The 18,732-nt window shown below is 31.8% G+C and carries 14 protein-coding genes; 4 read left to right on the forward strand and 10 right to left on the reverse strand.

The genetic code is table 11. From position 1 onward, the window contains the following. Positions 1-3 precede the first annotated feature (3 nt). The 3 genes from EAG11_RS05085 (at position 4) to EAG11_RS05095 (ending at position 2,435) form a co-directional block, all read left to right on the forward strand. A complete protein-coding gene (locus EAG11_RS05085; RefSeq protein ID WP_129538199.1) occupies positions 4-717 on the forward strand; it encodes a ThiF family adenylyltransferase in 714 nt (237 codons plus the stop codon). A gap of 140 nt (positions 718-857) precedes the next feature. Next, positions 858-1,529, forward strand: coding sequence for an HAD family phosphatase (locus tag EAG11_RS05090; RefSeq protein ID WP_129538200.1), 672 nt, complete (start codon positions 858-860; stop codon positions 1,527-1,529). Between the two features lie 60 nt (positions 1,530-1,589). Next, a complete protein-coding gene (locus EAG11_RS05095; RefSeq protein ID WP_129538201.1) occupies positions 1,590-2,435 on the forward strand; it encodes a DUF2911 domain-containing protein in 846 nt (281 codons plus the stop codon). A 414-nt stretch (positions 2,436-2,849) separates the two neighbouring features. Here the strand turns inward: EAG11_RS05095 and EAG11_RS05100 are convergent, their stop codons facing one another. The 10 genes from EAG11_RS05100 to EAG11_RS05145 all read right to left on the reverse strand — a co-directional run bounded on the left by EAG11_RS05100 (position 2,850) and on the right by EAG11_RS05145 (position 14,777). Beyond that, positions 2,850-4,574: a sodium:solute symporter gene (locus tag EAG11_RS05100; RefSeq protein ID WP_129538202.1), complete on the reverse strand. Its 1,725-nt coding sequence runs from the start codon at positions 4,572-4,574 to the stop codon at positions 2,850-2,852. 122 nt (positions 4,575-4,696) lie between these two features. Then, complete coding sequence (locus EAG11_RS05105; RefSeq protein WP_129538203.1) at positions 4,697-7,228, reverse strand: PIG-L family deacetylase; 2,532 nt, start codon at positions 7,226-7,228, stop codon at positions 4,697-4,699. Positions 7,229-7,375: 147 nt separating this feature from the next. Beyond that, the gene (locus EAG11_RS05110; protein ID WP_129538204.1) at positions 7,376-7,879 is read right to left on the reverse strand and encodes a hypothetical protein; all 504 of its coding nucleotides are present in this window, start codon (positions 7,877-7,879) and stop codon (positions 7,376-7,378) included. A gap of 222 nt (positions 7,880-8,101) precedes the next feature. After that, the gene (locus EAG11_RS05115) at positions 8,102-9,925 is read right to left on the reverse strand and encodes a hypothetical protein (protein WP_371414626.1); all 1,824 of its coding nucleotides are present in this window, start codon (positions 9,923-9,925) and stop codon (positions 8,102-8,104) included. Positions 9,926-9,971: 46 nt separating this feature from the next. Continuing rightward, complete coding sequence (locus EAG11_RS05120; protein ID WP_129538205.1) at positions 9,972-11,069, reverse strand: AI-2E family transporter; 1,098 nt, start codon at positions 11,067-11,069, stop codon at positions 9,972-9,974. A 199-nt stretch (positions 11,070-11,268) separates the two neighbouring features. Continuing rightward, positions 11,269-11,799, reverse strand: a complete 531-nt coding sequence (locus EAG11_RS05125) for a mechanosensitive ion channel domain-containing protein (RefSeq protein WP_129541033.1) — start codon at positions 11,797-11,799, stop codon at positions 11,269-11,271. Positions 11,800-11,816: 17 nt separating this feature from the next. Beyond that, positions 11,817-12,401, reverse strand: a complete 585-nt coding sequence (locus EAG11_RS05130; protein ID WP_129538206.1) for a Maf-like protein — start codon at positions 12,399-12,401, stop codon at positions 11,817-11,819. Then, positions 12,394-13,320: a geranylgeranylglycerol-phosphate geranylgeranyltransferase gene (locus tag EAG11_RS05135; protein ID WP_129538207.1), complete on the reverse strand. Its 927-nt coding sequence runs from the start codon at positions 13,318-13,320 to the stop codon at positions 12,394-12,396. Before EAG11_RS05135 ends, EAG11_RS05130 begins: the two co-directional genes overlap by 8 nt. A gap of 184 nt (positions 13,321-13,504) precedes the next feature. Then, entirely contained in the window at positions 13,505-14,032 is a 528-nt protein-coding gene (locus tag EAG11_RS05140; protein ID WP_129538208.1) for an HAD family hydrolase, read from the reverse strand. After that, positions 14,016-14,777 carry a Rossmann-like and DUF2520 domain-containing protein gene (locus EAG11_RS05145; protein ID WP_129538209.1) on the reverse strand — a complete coding sequence of 254 codons (762 nt, stop codon included), beginning with the start codon at positions 14,775-14,777 and terminating at the stop codon, positions 14,016-14,018. The genes EAG11_RS05140 and EAG11_RS05145 overlap by 17 nt, the downstream gene beginning before the upstream one ends. A gap of 197 nt (positions 14,778-14,974) precedes the next feature. On the opposite strand from EAG11_RS05145, the gene ccsA reads away from it, so the two are divergent. After that, complete coding sequence (gene ccsA, locus EAG11_RS05150; protein WP_129538210.1) at positions 14,975-18,238, forward strand: cytochrome c biogenesis protein CcsA; 3,264 nt, start codon at positions 14,975-14,977, stop codon at positions 18,236-18,238. Positions 18,239-18,732: the final 494 nt, after the last annotated feature.

Here is an 18,732-nt window from a genome sequence, read left to right on the forward strand (position 1 = left end):
TATATGGCAGAGTGGACTGAAAGAGCCGAATTATTATTTAAAAAAGAAGGATTAGATAATCTTAAAAATTCACATGTTCTTGTTGTTGGATTAGGTGGAGTAGGATCTTTTGCTGCCGAGTTTTTGGCAAGAGCAGGAGTAGGAACTATGACAATTGTAGATGGAGATGTAGTAGATATTACCAATATAAACAGACAATTACCAGCTTTACACTCGACTGTTGGACAGCCAAAAGTTACAATCGTAGGCGATCGTTTGATGGATATTAATCCAGAATTAAAATTAATACGTGTTCAGGAGTTTCTTTCACCAGAGCGTGCATTTGAGATTGTTACAGAAGAGTTTGATTATGTTTTGGACTGTATCGATAGTGTTACTCCAAAATTAAATTTGATTATTGCAGCTAAGCGTAAGCATATTAAAATAATTAGTAGCATGGGAGCTGGAGGAAAAATGGAAGCTGCAAAAGTAAAAGTTACTGATATATCTAATACTGTAAATTGCTATTTTGCTAAAACAATTCGTAAAAGGTTAAAAGAAGCTAAAATAGATAAACTAAAAGTGGTTTTTTCTTCAGAGATTCAGGATGAGGCAAGTTTAAAAATGACTGATGGATCTAATTTTAAGAAATCATTTTATGGAACAAATAGCTATATGCCAGGATTATTTGGTTTATACGCTGCCGAAACGGTAATTCGTTATCTGCTAAAGAAATAGTATTCAGTCACCGTTTAGAGTACCAGTATTAAGAATGCGTATAGTATATAATCTAAATACAAAGTATTTCACAATATAAAAAAAACTTAGAACCTTTGCCTCTTAGAGCCTCAGAATCTTAGTACCTTAAAAAGAAAGAAATGATTAAAACAGTAATTTTTGATATGGACGGTGTAATTGTAGATACAGAACCCGTGCATTATTATGCATATCACAAACAATTTTCGGAATTAGGTATTCATGTAACCGATGAGGTTTATGCATCGTTTACTGGATTTTCGACACGGAATACTTTTCAAACTCTAAAGAATATTTTTCCAACTATAGAGCAAGATGTAGAAGATTTGATTCAGAGAAAAAGAACTATTTTTAATGATGCTTTTGATACTAAAGAAGATTTATTGTTGCTAGAAGGTGTTGAGGATTTAATTAAGGATTTATATGCCAATGGCATGCAATTAATTTTAGCCTCGTCAGCTTCAAAAGTGACTATTGAGCGTGTTTTTACACGTTTTAATTTGCATCAATATTTTACTGATATTGTTAGCGGTGAAGACTTTCCTCAATCTAAGCCTAATCCAGCTATATTCTTGCATGCAGCTTCATTGTCTAAAGCACCAAAAGAGGATTGTATTATAATAGAAGATAGTACCAATGGTGTCAAAGCAGCAAAAGCTGCGGGAATATTTTGTGTGGGATACAATAGCGAACATTCAAAAATGCAGGACTTATCAGATGCTGATATTGTTATTAATCATTTTGATGAGTTAAACTTTGAGAAAATAGTGCAAATTAAGGCTCCTATTAGGTAATTATTAACATTTTGAATTGAACGAATTCGTAATTTTGGGAAAACAAAAAAACTATAAATAATGAAAAAAGTACTTATTGCCTTAGCAATTGTTATTGCTCCATTTGTTGCAGAAGCACAAATAAAAACTCCTCAAGCGAGTCCAAAAGCGGTTGTAAACCAGATTGTTGGTTTAACAGATGTAGAAGTTACTTACTCAAGACCAGGCGCTAGAGGTAGAGCAGTATTTGGAAATTTGGTTCCGTTTGGTAAATTATGGAGAACGGGAGCAAACGAAAATTCAGTAATATCATTTAGCGATGATGTTGTAATTGATGGTAAAACGTTGAAAAAAGGGAAATATGCTATCTTTACTGTTCCAAGAATTGAAAGCTGGGATGTTATTTTCTATTCAAAAACAGACAACTGGGGATTACCAGAAAATTGGAATGATGCTGATGTAGCTTTAAAAACTACTGTAAAAGAAGATGCTTTAAATAAAGCAGTTCAAACATTCACAATTGGAATTAATAATTTAGACTTTAATTCAGGTACTCTTGATATTGCTTGGGAAAATTCTTCTGTATCAGTAAAGTTTGAAGTTCCTACAGATAAATTAGCTTCAGAAAGTATCAAAAAAGTATTGGCTGGACCATCATCAAATGATTATTTTGCAGCTGCACAATACACTTTTCAAGCAAAAGGTGGGGATATTGCTAAAGCAAGAGAATATGTTGATAAAGCAATTGAATTAAGTGCTGATAAACCTTTCTACTTCTACAGACTTAAATCATTAATCCAAGCAAAACAAGGAGACAAAAAAGGAGCTATCGAAACAGCTAAAATTTCGCTTGTTGCTTCAGAAGCTGCTAAAAATCAGGATTACGTAAAAATGAATAAAGACAGTATTTCTGAATGGAGTAAATAATATTTTATTCGATTACTAAAAAAACCATTTTGATACTATTTCAAAATGGTTTTTTTTATGTCTTATTCAGAGCCTAACAATCTTTTAATTCTATTTTAAGCTTCTAAGTGGCATATGTAAAAATGGTATTCAACGTATATAAAAACATTTAATATTGATAATCAGAAAAGGAATCCAAAAAAATATATCATATAGCCTTATATGATTTATTTTATGCTAAACGTCTTTTTTAGATATTGGTTAACTATGTTTCTGTGTCAGAAAATAATTGTACTTAAGTAGTTAATGTTATTCTAAATAGAATTTATTAATAATGGTTATTTCTGCTCTTTTGTATGTTTAGTTTATAATGATGAAAATAAAAAAACGCTGTAAAACTTATGTCTTACAGCGTTTGTAGTAATTTGATATTTGTTAAGCTACTATTCCTTTTTGTTTTCTGAAGATAGTAAGCTGCATTAGCGTGGATAAGAAAATGGTTAACATAGCACCAATAAAGTTAAGCCATAAATAACCTAGTTTTTCTTGGCCACTTGGGTAAATCCAGATGGCATAATAAAAAATTATAAAAATGGTAATCTGGCTAATAAGTGCACTATAGAACACTGCTTTTGATTGCACACGTCTGATATAAAAACCAACCAGAAATATCCCTAAAACAGTTCCGTAAAATATAGAACCAATAATGTTTACCAGTTGAATTAAATTTTCGAATAAAGTTCCTATACATGCAAATAGGATAGCAATTATTCCCCAGAATAAAGTAAAAAATTTAGTTGCATAGAGGTAATGCTTGTCTGATTTTTCGGTTTTAAGATTACGCTTGTAAATATCGATTGCTGTTGTCGATGCCAAAGCATTTAGTCCCGAAGCGGTAGACGACATGGCTGCCGAAAGTATTACTGCTAATAACAATCCGATTAATCCTTTTGGTAAATAGTTTAGAATAAAATGGAAGAAAACATAATCTTTATCATTTGTTTCGCTATTGCTGTCGGCTTTTAAGATGATTTCTTTCGCTCTTTCGCGTAAGTCTCTTTCTTTATTGGAAAGTGTTACTAATTCTTTTCGTAGAATTGGATTGTCGTAATCTTGATTTAACTGATCGATGTATAATAAGTTAATCACTTTTTTATCTTCAGAAAGAACAGTAAGCTTTTTTTCTAAAGATTGGTATTCGTCTTTGTACGCAGATTTTTCGATTATAGCTTTGTTGTTCGGATTAAAATTTAATGGAACTGGGTTAAACTGAAAGAATACAAAAACCATTATTCCAGTAAGTAGAATGAAAAATTGCATAGGGACTTTTAAAAGCCCATTCATGATTAATCCCATTTGGCTTTCCTTAACTGACCTCCCAGATAAATAACGACCTACTTGCGATTGATCCGTTCCAAAATAGGCGAGGGCAAGAAAGAACCCACCGGTAATTCCGCTCCAGAAGGTATATTTTTCTTCAGGATTAAATGAGAAATCCACGATATTCATTTTATCATTTGCTCCAGCAATATGCATAGCATTGGTAAAAGTCATATCATTTGGCAGGTAATGTAATATTAGGAAAAAGGTAATAAACATTCCCGACATGATGACAAACATCTGTTGTTTTTGGGTAACGTTTACTGCTTTTGTTCCTCCTGAAAATGTATAGATAATTACTAATACTCCAATCATCACATTCATTAAAGTAAGATTCCATCCTAATAGTGCCGATAATATAATTGCTGGGGCATAAATGGTTAATCCAGTTCCTAAACCTCGTTGAACCAAGAATAAGATTGCTGCAAGAGAGCGAGTTTTTAAATCGAATCGTTTCTCTAAAAATTCATAAGCAGTATAGACTTTGAATTTATGATATAATGGTATGAAGGTGACGCAAATAACAATCATCGCAATTGGCAATCCAAAATAGAACTGTACAAAACCCATCCCGTCATGGTAAGCTTGTCCTGGAGTCGATAAAAATGTAATGGCACTTGCTTGTGTTGCCATTACCGAAAGTCCAACAGTGTACCAAGGAGTTTCGTTATTTCCTAAAATAAATTCTTCAACATTCTTACTGCCTTTGGTTTTCCATGAGCCGTAACCAACAATAAATAAAAGTGTAACGATGAGTATAACCCAATCAAATAGTTGCATATGTTATGAGTATAATTGCATTATTAAGTAAAAAACTAGAATATAAATGGCGTTGGCTACTAGCACATAGGTGTAGCTTTTTTTCCATGTTTTTATTTTTTTCGTTGCCATATTAAAAAGCTTTAATTCTTAATTTCTTTATTTGGGATTTGTACTGGTTGTTTTAATGAGATTATGTTTGAGAATAATCGATAGGCTCCAGGAACTCCTTCTGGTAATTCTCTAAAAAAACTTAAACCAGTGTAAATATAATATCCTTTTCCGTATGGAGCGACTAATAAAGCGCCCTTTTTGGGCGATTCTCCTTTATCATGTGAAGATAGGATAGGAGTGAAAGCTTTGTCGTATTGATTTGGATAATACAATCCCTGCTCTTGTTTCCAGCCTTCAAAATCTTTAGTCGTAATTTTATTTGGCGTACTTAAAACTGGATGATTTGGCGCTAAAAAGGTAACTTGAGCATTTTCTTCGGTTACTCTATCTGTCGATATTTTTAAAGGATATGGTGCAATACTATCAGTTACAACATCACCTGCGGTATTGTATTGTACAATCATTGTTTTTCCGTTTTTAACAAAATCAAAAAGTACAACTTGTTTATTAGAAAGTGCCTGAATAGTATTATAGGCGCGAACTCCTGTAATTACTACATCAAAATCGTCAAGTCGTGTAGGAGTAATTTCTTCAGGCTTTAAGATGGTAACTTTATAGCCCATTTGTGCCAGACTATTTGGTACTTCGTCACCAGCTCCCATGATATAAGCAATTGAATCACCATTTGTTTTTAAGTCTAATCGTATTGCTTTGGCTTCAGATGTAGATAAAACTTGCTGCTTAGCAATATGGCTATAATCAATTATTATTTGGTCTTTATCATAGCGTTTGTTGTTCATGATTACAACACTTTTTAGTGTAGCATTTTCAGGATTAACAGGTGGAGTAACTTCGAAATAAACAGTTTGCTCCATTCCTTTTTTTGCTAAGCTAAAAGGAATTTGTTTTGGCGATATCATCCAACTTTTGGGTAACTCTAATTGTAAATTACCATTTGCAGCATCTTTTCCAGCTTTAATCTTTACTGCGACAGTTTTTGTTTGAGTATCTTTAAATAGCAATACTTTTTCAAGGATTGTAGTAGTTACTTCTGGAACAATATCTAGGAAATCATACATTTCTCCTTTTACATCATCATTATATTTATAAACCACAGTGCGTTCAAACGGAATCTCAACATTGTTTACTTTGATGTTAAAAACAACCTTCACATCACGAATAATATCTGGAATTCCAATATTTTCTTGATTTGAAACGGTATACATCCCTGTAGTTGCTTTTTCAGCTAACCAATACGGTTGAGTAAAGGGAATTGTGCTTGGTAATTGTATTTTTAAATCAAATTTTTGATCTTTATTGTTGATTAAATCTATGTTTTGTGGTGTGCTTTTGTGATCTGGTAAAGTTGTTACATTTACTAATTGCATAGGAACAGTGCTACGATTAATAGCCTCTAATTTAAGATTTACAGTGCCTCCTGGTATAGTTTCTTGTTGTTGTGCAACTGCTTCTAGATATAAGCCAGAACTAGCGGCTATAATTTTTTTAATTTCTTCTGATTTTATGAGCTTCCAATGTTTTTCGTCCAACGATTGAATCATTGTGTATGCTTTTATCAAGTCAGGAATACTTGCTGAAGGGTTGTTAAAATTATATTGTGATAAAATTGTACTAATTAATTCCCCAATAGGTTTTCCGCCCTTAATACGGTTCCAAGTGGTGTCAATTCCATCAAAAATAGTAGCTGAATCTTTTGGAGCATCGCCATTAATGAGTTCTAAATATTCGGTATCCTGACCGCGGCTTCCTGTACTACCGAATCCCTGAGATTGATGGCGACTACGACTCAATGCAGCAATTTCCTGATTAGATTTTCCTATTCCTGTATAATAAACACCTGTTTCTAATGTTGTGAATTTAGATTTATTAGCGGCTTCAAATTTTTCTTGACTGCCATAAAACCACCATGAGGTATTAAAATATTGACGTTTAGGTTGCCAAGGAGTTACGTATTTTAATTGTTCAGGATATATACTAGGATTGTTGGTTAAATTAAAGCTTTCAACACTTAGCATAGCGGATGCTGTATGATGTCCGTGAGTGGTACCAGGAGTACGATGATCAAAGCGATTGATGATTACATCGGGCTGAAATTTTCTAATATTCCATATTATATCTGCTAGAACTTTTTCTTTATCCCATATAGTCAATGTTTCATCTGGAGTTTTGGAGTAACCAAAATCATTGGCACGTGAAAAAAATTGTTCGCCACCATCAATTTTTCTAGCCTCAATAAGTTCTTGGGTTCTAATTACACCTAATAATTCTCTTAATTGGGGACCAATTAAATTTTGGCCACCATCGCCTCGAGTTAAAGATAAATATCCTGTTCTCGCATTTACTTCGTTAGATAAATAAGAAATTAGTCTAGTATTTTCATCATCGGGGTGTGCAGCTATGTAAAGTACCGAGCCTAAGAAATTTACTTTCTTTATTTGATTGTAAATCTCAACAGAATTAGGTTTTTGTGGCTTTTGTGCAAAACTAGCTTGAAAGCTGATAAGAAATAAAAGAATAATTTTTAAACGAAGTTCGTGCATCTGAGAATTATTTAATTTAAGGATTATTTTCAAAAATAGTAATAATAGAAACCAGTAGTTGTTAACGAGTTGTAAAGATGTTAAATATTTTAATAAAAAAAGAGAGTGCCTAATTAAAGGCACTCTCTCTAAGTTATAAAATGATGTTTAATGTCTTCTATGTCCGTTACCATGCCCTCTATCATGATCGTCTCTATCATGGTCATTTCTATCATGTTTATCGTGCTTGTCGTGGCGATCTTTTTTGTAATGATCGTGACGATCTTTTTTGTAATAGCCATAAGTTTTTTGAGGTTTACCATGATATCCTTTGTGATATTTACCTTTATGTCTGTCAAAATAAACATATGGTGTTCTACCGTGATAATCATTTAGAACTACTTTGTATCCTCCGTATAAATCATAGTTTCTATATTGTCTAGGCAAACGGCTAGATCTAATCCATTTTCCTCCACCAAAATAAATAAATTGTGTAGCACGAACATCATAATATGCTTCAATGTCTGGCAAATAATAGTATTCCATTTCAGTATATCCTACAGGTCCCCATTGTGGTGGAGAACCAATATTTACGTTTATTGAAACTTGAGAATGAATGGTACTTGAAATAAAAAGAAATATTCCGAAAGTAATAATTTTTAGCGTTTTCATTTTTTCTGGGGTTTTGGGATTCTTATTCTTATTCTAAATGTTGAAATGATTGATTATCTCGACATCTGATTTGTAAAAACCAAAAGTTGTGCCACAATACGATTTTTGAACAGCAACAAAAGGTGAAATATAATGGATTAGAAGTAAAAGCCTTGATATGTAGTAGATTATGATGTATTGTTTTTTTGTAAAAAAATATAGGATATGAGAATATTCTGTTCTTTATTTATAATCAACTAATCTAGGTTTAGCCAATTCGAAATTCTGTAATCCAAAATCGGTAGTTTCAAATGTATTTGTTTTAAAAACTCGATCTCCTTCAAAAGGGATTGATGGATAATAAGAGATTGAAAGCTGGAATGAACTAAAGACTAAATAATCGTTACTTATCAAAAGCCCCAGAGTTACTTTAGAATAAACCTTGTTTCTCATCATTGCATCTCCGGGTCCTCCTAATATTGCTGCAGTATAATTAAAAAACGGATTCACACGAAATCCCCATAACGCATGTGGAGCATAAGTTTGTGTTTGCAATGATAATACCATTTTGCTAGTACCATATAGTGCACTGTTAAAGCCTTGTAAACCATTGTCTCCATTTATATTAAGTTTATCACCAATAGAATTTTCTCGATTGGCACCAACAATTAATGCAGGCTTAACAAATTGTCTTAATTTCCAATTTCCAATCTTTACAAGATTGGTAAAATAATTGGCTTCAAATACAAATGCACTTTGGTATGTTTTGGATTGATGAAAGAAAGTTCCAAACTCAAAATCAGCACTCAGATATCCCCATTTATGGTAATCTCCAAATGAGGCTTGTGCGCCTACATAAGAACGCCAAAATGTGTTTTTGTATTGGTAGCCAGCTGTTATCCCAAAGATTCTACCGGTTGCTACATCTTCAGTAGCTCCATTTCTAAATATATAATTGTCTTTAACAAACTCTCGGGTATTGATTCCTATTCCGGTAAGTAATAACTTCTCATCCGAATAAAAACTTACCGGATCATATTCTGGAGTGGGAGTTTCGGTATAATCTACATTTAATAAGCGACCAGATACAATTAAGTTCGTTTTTCTTTCTTTTTCTTTAAAAATAGGAAATGCTTTTGCGAGCCAGATATCCTGTGAATTGAATTTAAAATTCTGAAAGGCATATTTTAAATCAGGACCTTGTAAGGTATCTTTTCTAAATTGTTGCCCGAAATAAACTCCTCCTGCCCATTTGGTTAAAGGAGAGTAGAAAGGACGCTCTATAGCTATGCTTTTATTATAGTTGTTATCTAAATCGATATTATACTTTGCAGTTGCATTAATGAAGCTATTTCTAATATTAGGAACTGTGTAGGTAAAATTGTTTGCATTTTTTCCATCGCTAATCCGATTGATAAACTTATATTCTAATTGTTGACCTGTTCCAAAAAAGTTTTTATCTTTTAGTCCTATACCAAACTGACTACTCGAAATCGAAAATTTTGGAATGTAACTCCAAGAATCTAGCACACGGATGGTAACATCTACCGAGTCTGATGCTACGCTAGTTAATTGCTCTTTAATACTTACTGTATTAACATATCTCTGAGATCGAATTATACGCTCAGATTCCTGTACTTTGTAGGCATCGTAGGGAGTATTTTTTTTAAATAATAATAAATTACGGATTGCGAATTTTTTTGTTTTCAGGTGAAGCTTGTTTCCAGTTCTTTCTCCCCAATTTCTAGGTGTAATAGTCGAATCACTTTCGGAGTATCCAAAAGGATCTAGTACTATAATATTAATTTTGCGTATAATCTTTCCATTGTAATTTGTCGTATCTACTTTTTTGATCTGTTCGTCATTTTTTCTTGGACGTGTAGATCTAAATACAAGGCGATGAAAGAAATTTGTGAATTTATGTTTTTTAGTATAGGACTTAATTTTAGAATACATTTCAGTACTGTCTTTTTTAGTTTCTTTTACTTGCGAAAATGAGCTCGTATAGCAAAAGCATACCATAATAAGTAATAGTAATGTTTTATATTGAAATAGTTTTATTATCAAAGTGTAATGTTTATAAATTCATTTAGATAGTACATAAAACGGTATTCTATTCTTTTAATTTTGTCTTTTTGATTTTCCAGTTAAATTTTTTTGGCAAATCATTACCGATCAGATATCCCCAAGGCTCAAGAGACTCAATTCTGTCAAATATTATTTTAAGAATAGCCAATAATGGTATAGCCAAAAACATTCCGGATATGCCTGCAACTCCGCCACCTACAATGATTCCGACAATTGAGAAGAGCGCATTTATTTCTACTTTAGTATTTATAATTAAAGGTACGAGAATATTATTATCGATTAGTTGAACAATAATATTTACTATAAGAATTCCTAAAATAATTGATATTCCAGGAGTTCCGGTTAATGATGCCAAAACCGTTAATACACCTGCTATAAAGATTCCGATGTATGGAATCATGTTTAAAATACCTGTGATAAGACCTAACAAAATAAAATATTTTACACCAATAATATAAAGTCCTAAACTAGTTAATACAGCAACAACAAGCATTTCTATAATGAGGCCAACAATATAATTGTTTATGGATACTTTTATTTGAGTTAGAATTTCCTTTAGTTTATTATGATGTTCTTTCTTGAATAATTTTGCTAAAAATAGAATAAAATGTTTCTTATATAGTAAGAACAGAAAAATAAAAATAGGGATTATAGTGCAATCTAAAAGAACATCGGAGAGAGAGCCCAAAGCAGTACTTATTTTTTCGCCACCATTTTTTACTGAATCAGAAGTGACATTTTCAATGTACTTTTTTTGTTCGCCAGTACTAATATTAAAATTTGCTTTAATAAAGTTTTGAAAATCATTAAAAACTGAAATGGCATTTTTCTTAATTACAGAAAAGTCATTGGCAATATCACTAATCTGATAAGATATAAAAGTAAGTATTCCAATTATAATCAATACAAAAATGATAACGGTGACTATAGATGCTAGAAAATGGGGGAAGCGCAACTTAATATTTAATAATGTGAATAATGGTAGTAATAGTACCGAAAATAGAAAAGCTAATAGTATTGATGTTAGAATATCTTTACCAATAAAAAATATAAAGCCAATACAAATTATGCTTATTAAAACACACATTAGTCTTACGTAAAAAGGTAATTTAACTGTTTCCATAACTAATTTATTGAGATTAAAAGCTTTTATTACGACTAATAAAAACTAAGTTAAACAAATGTTATGTTTATTTACTTTTTTACGTTCTACATTTTTAAGATTAGCTTATAAAATTCCCATAAAAGTACAGACATATAAGCCATTTAAATAAATATAAGTTTTGAAACTCTTCGCTTAAATGACTTAACATATTTCGTTTTTAGTCAAAAAACTCTTTATCCTCAAAACGAGCTGGTATAATTGAGATTCCTTTCTGTAAAAGTAAATTATTAGGGTAAATTATTTTTTCTCCTTCTTTAGTTTTTAAACTTACGTGAAAAGCATTTATGTCTTCAATTTCGGCCTCGATTGGAAAATCCTTATCATGAATTTTGATAGAATCTCCGATTTTAAATGGAAAAGAAAAAAACAAAATAACTCCTGAGGTAATGTTACTTAAAATAGACCATTGTGCAAACATTGCCACACCAATAACAGTTGCTATAGAAGATACAGTAAGGAAAATATCATCAGTTTTGACTCCCCAAACAATAAATAACCCTATTATAAATAAAATATTGGTGAGTAAATGAATATACTTAATTATTAAAATGGTTCGATGTTCTAAAAAATGTTCTTTTCTAGCATATTTTCGAACTATTTGAGTAACAATGACTCTTGTAGAAATTGTTACTGCAATAAGAATTCCTGTTGCAAATATCTCTTTGGCATAATCGGTGAAGAAAGACATCATAGTAATTTATTATTTTAATCTAATGTACTTAAATATTCGTAAACTTTGTGTGTAGGTAAGCCCATAACATTGGTATAAGAGCCTTCTACTTTTGCAACGCCTACAAAACCAATCCATTCCTGAATGCCATATGCTCCAGCTTTATCATATGGTTTGTAATTTTTTAGATAATATAAAATAGCTTCATCACTTAATACAGTAAAGGTAACTTTTGTAGTTTCGTTTATAATTACTGATTTGTCATTGGTTTTAAAACACACAGAAGTGATTACATCATGAGTCGTATTTGATAGTGATTTTAATATATTAAAAGCATCTTCTTCATCTTTTGGCTTACCTAAAGCTTTATCATTATGCCAAACAATAGTATCGCTTGTAATTAGGATTTCGTTTGGGTTTAATTGCCCTTCAAACGCATTTGCTTTTAACTCGGCTAGATAATCGGTGATTTCAGCTCCTTTTAATTCCAGAGGATATATTTCTTCAACATCTTTTAATCGGATTTCGAAATCTAAATCTAAGTCTTTAAAAAATTGCTGACGTCTTGGAGAACCGGAAGCTAGTATTAAAGTATATTTTTCTAATTTTTGCTTAAGCATTGTATTTAATATTAAGATTGATGATTAAAATTGATAGAATTCCGAAGAATAAAATCCATTTTAAAATAGAGCTCAAATTGTGAAACTCTTTTTTTGTTTTTGCAGTTGTTATTTTAGCAATGAAATATAATAGTGGAGCAAGTACAAATATAAAGGCATATAACGTAGCGATATAAAGATTGTAGGCTACAAAATAGTTATTGATATAGATTAATAAAAAAACAACTGGAATAATTGAAAGTGCAAAAACAATTTTGGCTGTTCGGCTAGTGCCAATTGCAATAGGCAATGTATTCATACCTTGGTTATAATCTCCGTTTACATCTTCGATGTCTTTTACAATCTCTCGCATAAAATTAATCATAAAAGCAAAAACAGCATAATCAAAAAGGATAGAGAACATACTTGCCATTTGTGCTCTGTTTTCAGCATCAGTAGCAGGGAATATATCAAAAACACCAATTATTATAACACTAAAAGACAATAATAGGGCAACAATAATGTTGCCTAAAATCATAATTTGCTTTAGGGTTGTAGCATAAAAATAAAGACTAGCCGCGACCAGAATAAAAATTGTTGCAAAACCAGGTCTCATAATTACATTCGATAAGTAAAAACCAATAGCAACGCCACTAATATTAAGAGCAACGTATATATTATAGGCTGCAGTTTCAGAAATGCTTTTACCAACTACAACATCAGCGGGTTTATTGATTAAGTCGGTTTCCTGATCAAAAATATTATTAATCACATATCCAGCGGCTGCAATTAAAACAGTACTTAAAACCAATAACGCATATTGCCAATGGGCTAGTGCCAAAGGGATATTTTGCAATTTTAAGAATCCATAACGGAATAATAGTTGCATAAAAGCAAGCATCAATAGGTTTTGGTAACGAATGAGTTTGAGGTATTTCATTTTTTTTACTAGGTGCTGAGGTACTAAGTGGTTAAGGTTCTAGATAGTAAAGATTTTAGAAAGGCGATATTTTATATAAAAGATTATCTTAAATCTTTTCATCTAACATTTCACAATCAACAATTCACAATCAACAATTCACAATCAACAATTCACAATCAACAATTCACAATCAACAATTAAATTAATCGTGTTTCCCATTAAAGTGTTCCATCCATTTTCCTTGTACTTTCATAACTTGTTCGATTACATCACGCGCTGAACCTTTTCCTCCTTTTACGTGTGAGATATAACGACTAATTGTTTTTATTTCAGGACTCGCGTCTTGAGGACAAGTTGGTAATCCTACTAATTTCATTACATGATAATCAGGAATATCGTCACCCATGTATAAAACTTGCTCAGGATTAATATTATATTTCTCAGTATATTCTTTAAAGGTTGCTACTTTATCTGGAGTTCCTAAGTGGATATCTGTAATTCCTAAATTGCGTAATCGTACACGCACGCCTTCATTGCTTCCGCCAGAGATAATGCATACATTATACCCACTTTCTACAGCTGCTTTCATAGCATAACCATCACGGATATTCATCGTACGAAGAATTTCTCCTTCATTGGTTACAAAAACAGAACTATCAGTAAGTACTCCGTCAACATCAAAAATAAAAGTAGTGATGTCGTTCATTATTTCTTTATAACTTTTTGCCATTATTTTGTATAGATTTTGTTAGTAATGTGTATATTTTTTTTTGATTTTCATTTGATAAATAACTCAAATGTGATTCGATTGTTGTAATGTCATTGCGTTTTGCAGGACCCGTTTGAGCTTCAATAGGCGAAAGCGTATTAATTTTATTGGCAGTTTCGGCGATTAAAGGTTTTAATGTATCAAATGAAACCTGATGTTCTTCGCATATTTCCTGTCCGATTTGATATAAATGATTAGTGAAATTATTTACAAATACAGCTGCAACGTGCAATGCTTTGCGTTGTTCCGAATTGATGGAATATACCGCATCCGAAATGCTTTTAGCAACTGTTTCAAGTACCAAATAGTCGGTATTATTTTCGGCTTCTAAACAAAGCGGTATCACTTTAAAATCGACTTCTTTATTCTTTGTAAATGTTTGTAAAGGATAAAAGACAGCACTTCTGTTTTTTGTATTAATTGCCTGTAATGAAGCAGTTCCAGAAGTGTGAGCTACTAGTTTGTTTTTAAAAGGCAATTGTTCAGAAACTATCGATATTGCATCATCAGAAACGGCAATAATATACAAATCGGCTTCTTTTAAAAGAGCAAGATCAGTTACAATTTTATTAGAATCGAGTAGTGGAGCTATTTCTTTTTTGGTTCTGGAATATACTTCAATAAGTTCAATCGCACTGTTTTTTGCGAAAGCATTTATTAAATGTTGAGATACATTTCCAGATCCAATAAGTGTTATTTTAATCATATTGCAAAATTAGCAAATTTTTTTAAAGGACTCCCGTTACTAGGTAAGTTCGTTTAGAAATTCATTTTAACAAGAAAAAACATTATAGAGATTTCATAGAAGTGTTTTATTTTGGATTTAATTAACAAAAGCACGAATATTTGAGTCAACATTTTTAAGTACTTTTGTGCCACTTTATAAAACGTAATTCCTTAGTAATGGATAAAAAAATATTCTCCTTTTTGTTTTCTACACGATTAATGGCTGTCCTTTTTTTAACATTTGCAATTGCAATGGGGGTCGGGACCTTTATAGAAAGTAAGTACAATACTGACACAGCCAGAATTTTTATATACAACTCATGGTGGTTTGAGGTCATAATGGTTTTCTTCTTAATTAATTTCTTTGGAAATATTAAAAGATACCAATTACACAAAAAAGAAAAATGGGCAACTTTACTATTGCATTTGGCTTTCATTTTTATCCTTTTAGGCGCTTTTATAACGCGTTATATTAGTTATGAAGGGATGATGCCAATTCGCGAAGGCGCTACCGAAAATCAGGTATATTCAGACAAAACATTTCTTACTGTTTTTGCAGATGGGGAGTTTAAGGGCGAAATGAAACGCCGTGTCTTTGAGAAAAATTTACTATTATCTCCAGTAGCCAATAACGATTTTAGTATTTCAGGAAAATTTGATGAAACTCCATTTGAGGTTGAATATAAGGACTTTATTATGGGAGCCAAAGAAGTTATAAAACCAGATGCTAACGGAATTTTATATTTAAAATTAGTAGAAGCTGGTGAAGGTGGACGTGAAGAACATTTCCTTAAAGATGGCGAAGTGCAAAACATACACAATGTTTTATTTGCATTAAACAAACCTACAGAAGGAGCTATTAATATCAATACAACAGGTGAAACGTATACGATACAAACCCCTTTTGAAGGAGATTTTATGCGTATGGCCGATAAATTCAAAGGAAAAGTAACCAAGGATAATGTACAGCCATTAATGATGCGTTCATTATATAGTATTGGAGATATACGTATTGTTTTTCCAGATCCAGCTGTAAAAGGAGTTATTGCTTATGAATCAAATAATGATTACAAGGCTAAAACACATGAAGATGCTTTGACAGTAACGCTAAAAGCTGAAGGTCAGGAAAAAGAAGTAACGTTATTAGGATCAAAAGGGAAAATTGGAGATTTTAAAACAGTTAAAATTGGAAAAATTGATTATACTTTTTTCTACGGAAGTAAAGCTTATATACTGCCATTCAAGGTTAAATTGAATGACTTTATAGCTCAAAAATATCCAGGAACAGAGAAAAGTTATTCTTCTTTTGAAAGTAAAGTTACTGTTATAGATTCAACTAAAACATTTGATGCTAGAATTTATATGAACAACGTATTAGATTATAGAGGATATAGATTCTTCCAATCTTCATTTGATCCAGACGAAAAAGGAACTGTTTTATCAGTAAATCATGATTTCTGGGGAACTAACATTACCTATTTCGGTTATTATTTGTTGTATTTTGGTCTAATGGCAATTATGTTTACTAAACATTCTCGTTTTGCTGACTTAAAGCGCAAACTAGAAAAAGTAAAAAATAAAAAAGCAAAATTTATTACTATTTTAGTTTTAATGTTGAGCTTCAACGGATTTGCACAAGAGCAACATGACCACGATCACGATCACGACCATGATCATGCAGCACATAGTACTGATCCAAATCATGACCATGCAAAAGACCATGACCACAATCATGCAGCAGAAACAAAGGATCCAAAGAATCATGCAAACCATGTTACAAAACCACCAAGTCAAAAACAACTTGATTCATTAATAAATATATACAAAGCACCAAAAGAACATGCAGCCAAATTTGGTCGTTTGATTATTCAGGATGCAGGTGGAAGAATGAAGCCTATTAATACTTTCTCATCAGAATTATTGAGAAAAGTAAGTCATAACGATACGTATAACGGAATGAATTCTGATCAGGTATTTTTGTCAATGACACAATACGCTCAGGTTTGGATAGAAATTCCGATTATATACATTAAGTCAGGAAATGATAGTATTCGTAAAATTATCGGAATCGATAAAGATGCAGGCTTTGCTCCATTTATTAAATTCTTTGACGAGAAAGGAAACTATAAATTATCACCTTATTTAGATGCGGCTTATAAAGCAGCAAACCCAAATCAGTTTGAGAAAGATTTTATCGAAACTGATAAAAAGGTAAATATAATGGAATCGGCTTTAAGCGGAAGTATATTAAAAATATTCCCTATACCAAATGATCCAGGTAATAAATGGATTTCCTACTTAGAGATAAGCAATGCTGGTTTGAAAGGAATGGACGAAACTTATGTGAAGCAAATTTTGCCAATGTATTTTGCAGCTTTAAATAATGCTTCGATAACAAAAGATTTCAAACAAGCCGATGAATTGCTAGAAAGCATCAACGGGTTCCAAAAGAAATTTGGAAGTAAAGTGCGACCAAGTGATAATAAAATTGATCTTGAAATTGCATATAATACTTATAATATTTTACCAAAAATGATTTATTGGTATTCGCTTGCCGGAATTTTTATGTTGATTTTTACTTTACTCAGTATTTTCTTTGATAAAAAGTTTTTGCGTATTGTAGTAAATGGCTTTCATATTTTAATAGGTATCATATTTACATTTCATACAATTGCATTAATAGCACGTTGGTATATTGCAGGACATGCACCATGGAGTAATGCGTATGAGTCTATTGTTTATGTAGCTTGGGCAACGATGTTCTTTGGATTGGCTTTTGATCGAAAATCAAAACTTACAGTAGCTTCTGCAGCATTTGTTACGTCTATGATTTTCTTTGCATCAAATTTAAACTGGATCGATCCAGAAATAGCTAATTTGCAGCCTGTTCTTAATTCATACTGGTTAATGATACACGTAGCAGTAATTGTTGCTAGTTACGGACCATTTGCATTAGGAATGATATTAGGTTTTGTATCATTAGTATTGATTTTCTTTACCAACAAGAACAACAAAGCCAAGATGGACTTAAATATTCAAGAAATTACATACATCAACGAAATGGCATTAACTATTGGTTTGATTATGCTTAGTATAGGAAACTTCTTAGGAGGGCAATGGGCCAATGAAAGTTGGGGACGTTACTGGGGATGGGATCCAAAAGAAACTTGGGCATTAATCAGTATTATGATTTATGCATTTGTAATTCACGCTCGTTTTGTACCAGCTTTACGCGGAAAATGGTTTTTTAACCTAATGAGTATGTTTGCATTTGTATCAATCTTATTTACTTATTATGGAGTAAACTTCCACCTGGTAGGATTACACTCTTATGCAAGTGGAGAAGCACATTCATTAGATTGGATATGGTATTCATTGGGGACAATTACACTGATAGGAGCTGTAACTTATCCAAAATACCGCAAGTATTATAAAAAATAATAAATTATTAGTTCACATAAAAAGGTTCAACTGTAAAAAGTTGAACCTTTTTTTATTTAACTTTTCCCCTCCTAAGTAGGTTTTATAAGTTTTAGTAACAGTATGGTTATATGAATCTTGTTGTAAATTAAGATTTTGAATTAGTAGCTACTTCCTGCTGTCCACTATATCTTTTTATTTTTAAAGAAAAAATAAAAAGGATGCCGTTTCCATCAGGGCTAGGGTATTCGTTTTCATGATAAAACAATCAATATAAATCTATGAGAGTTATTGAGAAACGAAAGTTCGAAAATAGTAAATTGATGTAGTAATAGCTCTCCAAATTGTATCGTATCAATGGGGGATCTTTTCTGCGTTAGGATGATAAGATTGTGTCTGCTTTTACATGAGAAATTAAACGTAAAGTTTAGAAAGCATTATTGCAAAAGAGTTACACACACCAGCTAAACAGCCTTTGTTCCGATAGCTATCGGAACTTTGTAACTTAGTACCTC

The organism is Flavobacterium sp. 140616W15 (assembly GCF_003668995.1).
Lineage (GTDB): Bacteria > Bacteroidota > Bacteroidia > Flavobacteriales > Flavobacteriaceae > Flavobacterium.

Excerpts from the sequence above, each read along its gene's own strand:
- EAG11_RS05110 (WP_129538204.1), bottom strand. The coding sequence starts at position 7,879 with ATGAAAACGCTAAAAATTATTACTTTCGGAATATTTCTTTTTATTTCA.
- EAG11_RS05100 (WP_129538202.1), bottom strand. The coding sequence starts at position 4,574 with ATGCAACTATTTGATTGGGTTATACTCATCGTTACACTTTTATTTATT.
- ccsA (WP_129538210.1), top strand. The coding sequence starts at position 14,975 with ATGGATAAAAAAATATTCTCCTTTTTGTTTTCTACACGATTAATGGCT.
- EAG11_RS05095 (WP_129538201.1), top strand. The coding sequence starts at position 1,590 with ATGAAAAAAGTACTTATTGCCTTAGCAATTGTTATTGCTCCATTTGTT.
- EAG11_RS05105 (WP_129538203.1), bottom strand. The coding sequence starts at position 7,228 with ATGCACGAACTTCGTTTAAAAATTATTCTTTTATTTCTTATCAGCTTT.
- EAG11_RS05145 (WP_129538209.1), bottom strand. The coding sequence starts at position 14,777 with ATGATTAAAATAACACTTATTGGATCTGGAAATGTATCTCAACATTTA.
- EAG11_RS05085 (WP_129538199.1), top strand. The coding sequence starts at position 4 with ATGGCAGAGTGGACTGAAAGAGCCGAATTATTATTTAAAAAAGAAGGA.
- EAG11_RS05135 (WP_129538207.1), bottom strand. The coding sequence starts at position 13,320 with ATGAAATACCTCAAACTCATTCGTTACCAAAACCTATTGATGCTTGCT.
- EAG11_RS05090 (WP_129538200.1), top strand. The coding sequence starts at position 858 with ATGATTAAAACAGTAATTTTTGATATGGACGGTGTAATTGTAGATACA.
- EAG11_RS05125 (WP_129541033.1), bottom strand. The coding sequence starts at position 11,799 with ATGTCTTTCTTCACCGATTATGCCAAAGAGATATTTGCAACAGGAATT.
- EAG11_RS05130 (WP_129538206.1), bottom strand. The coding sequence starts at position 12,401 with ATGCTTAAGCAAAAATTAGAAAAATATACTTTAATACTAGCTTCCGGT.
- EAG11_RS05120 (WP_129538205.1), bottom strand. The coding sequence starts at position 11,069 with ATGGAAACAGTTAAATTACCTTTTTACGTAAGACTAATGTGTGTTTTA.
- EAG11_RS05140 (WP_129538208.1), bottom strand. The coding sequence starts at position 14,032 with ATGGCAAAAAGTTATAAAGAAATAATGAACGACATCACTACTTTTATT.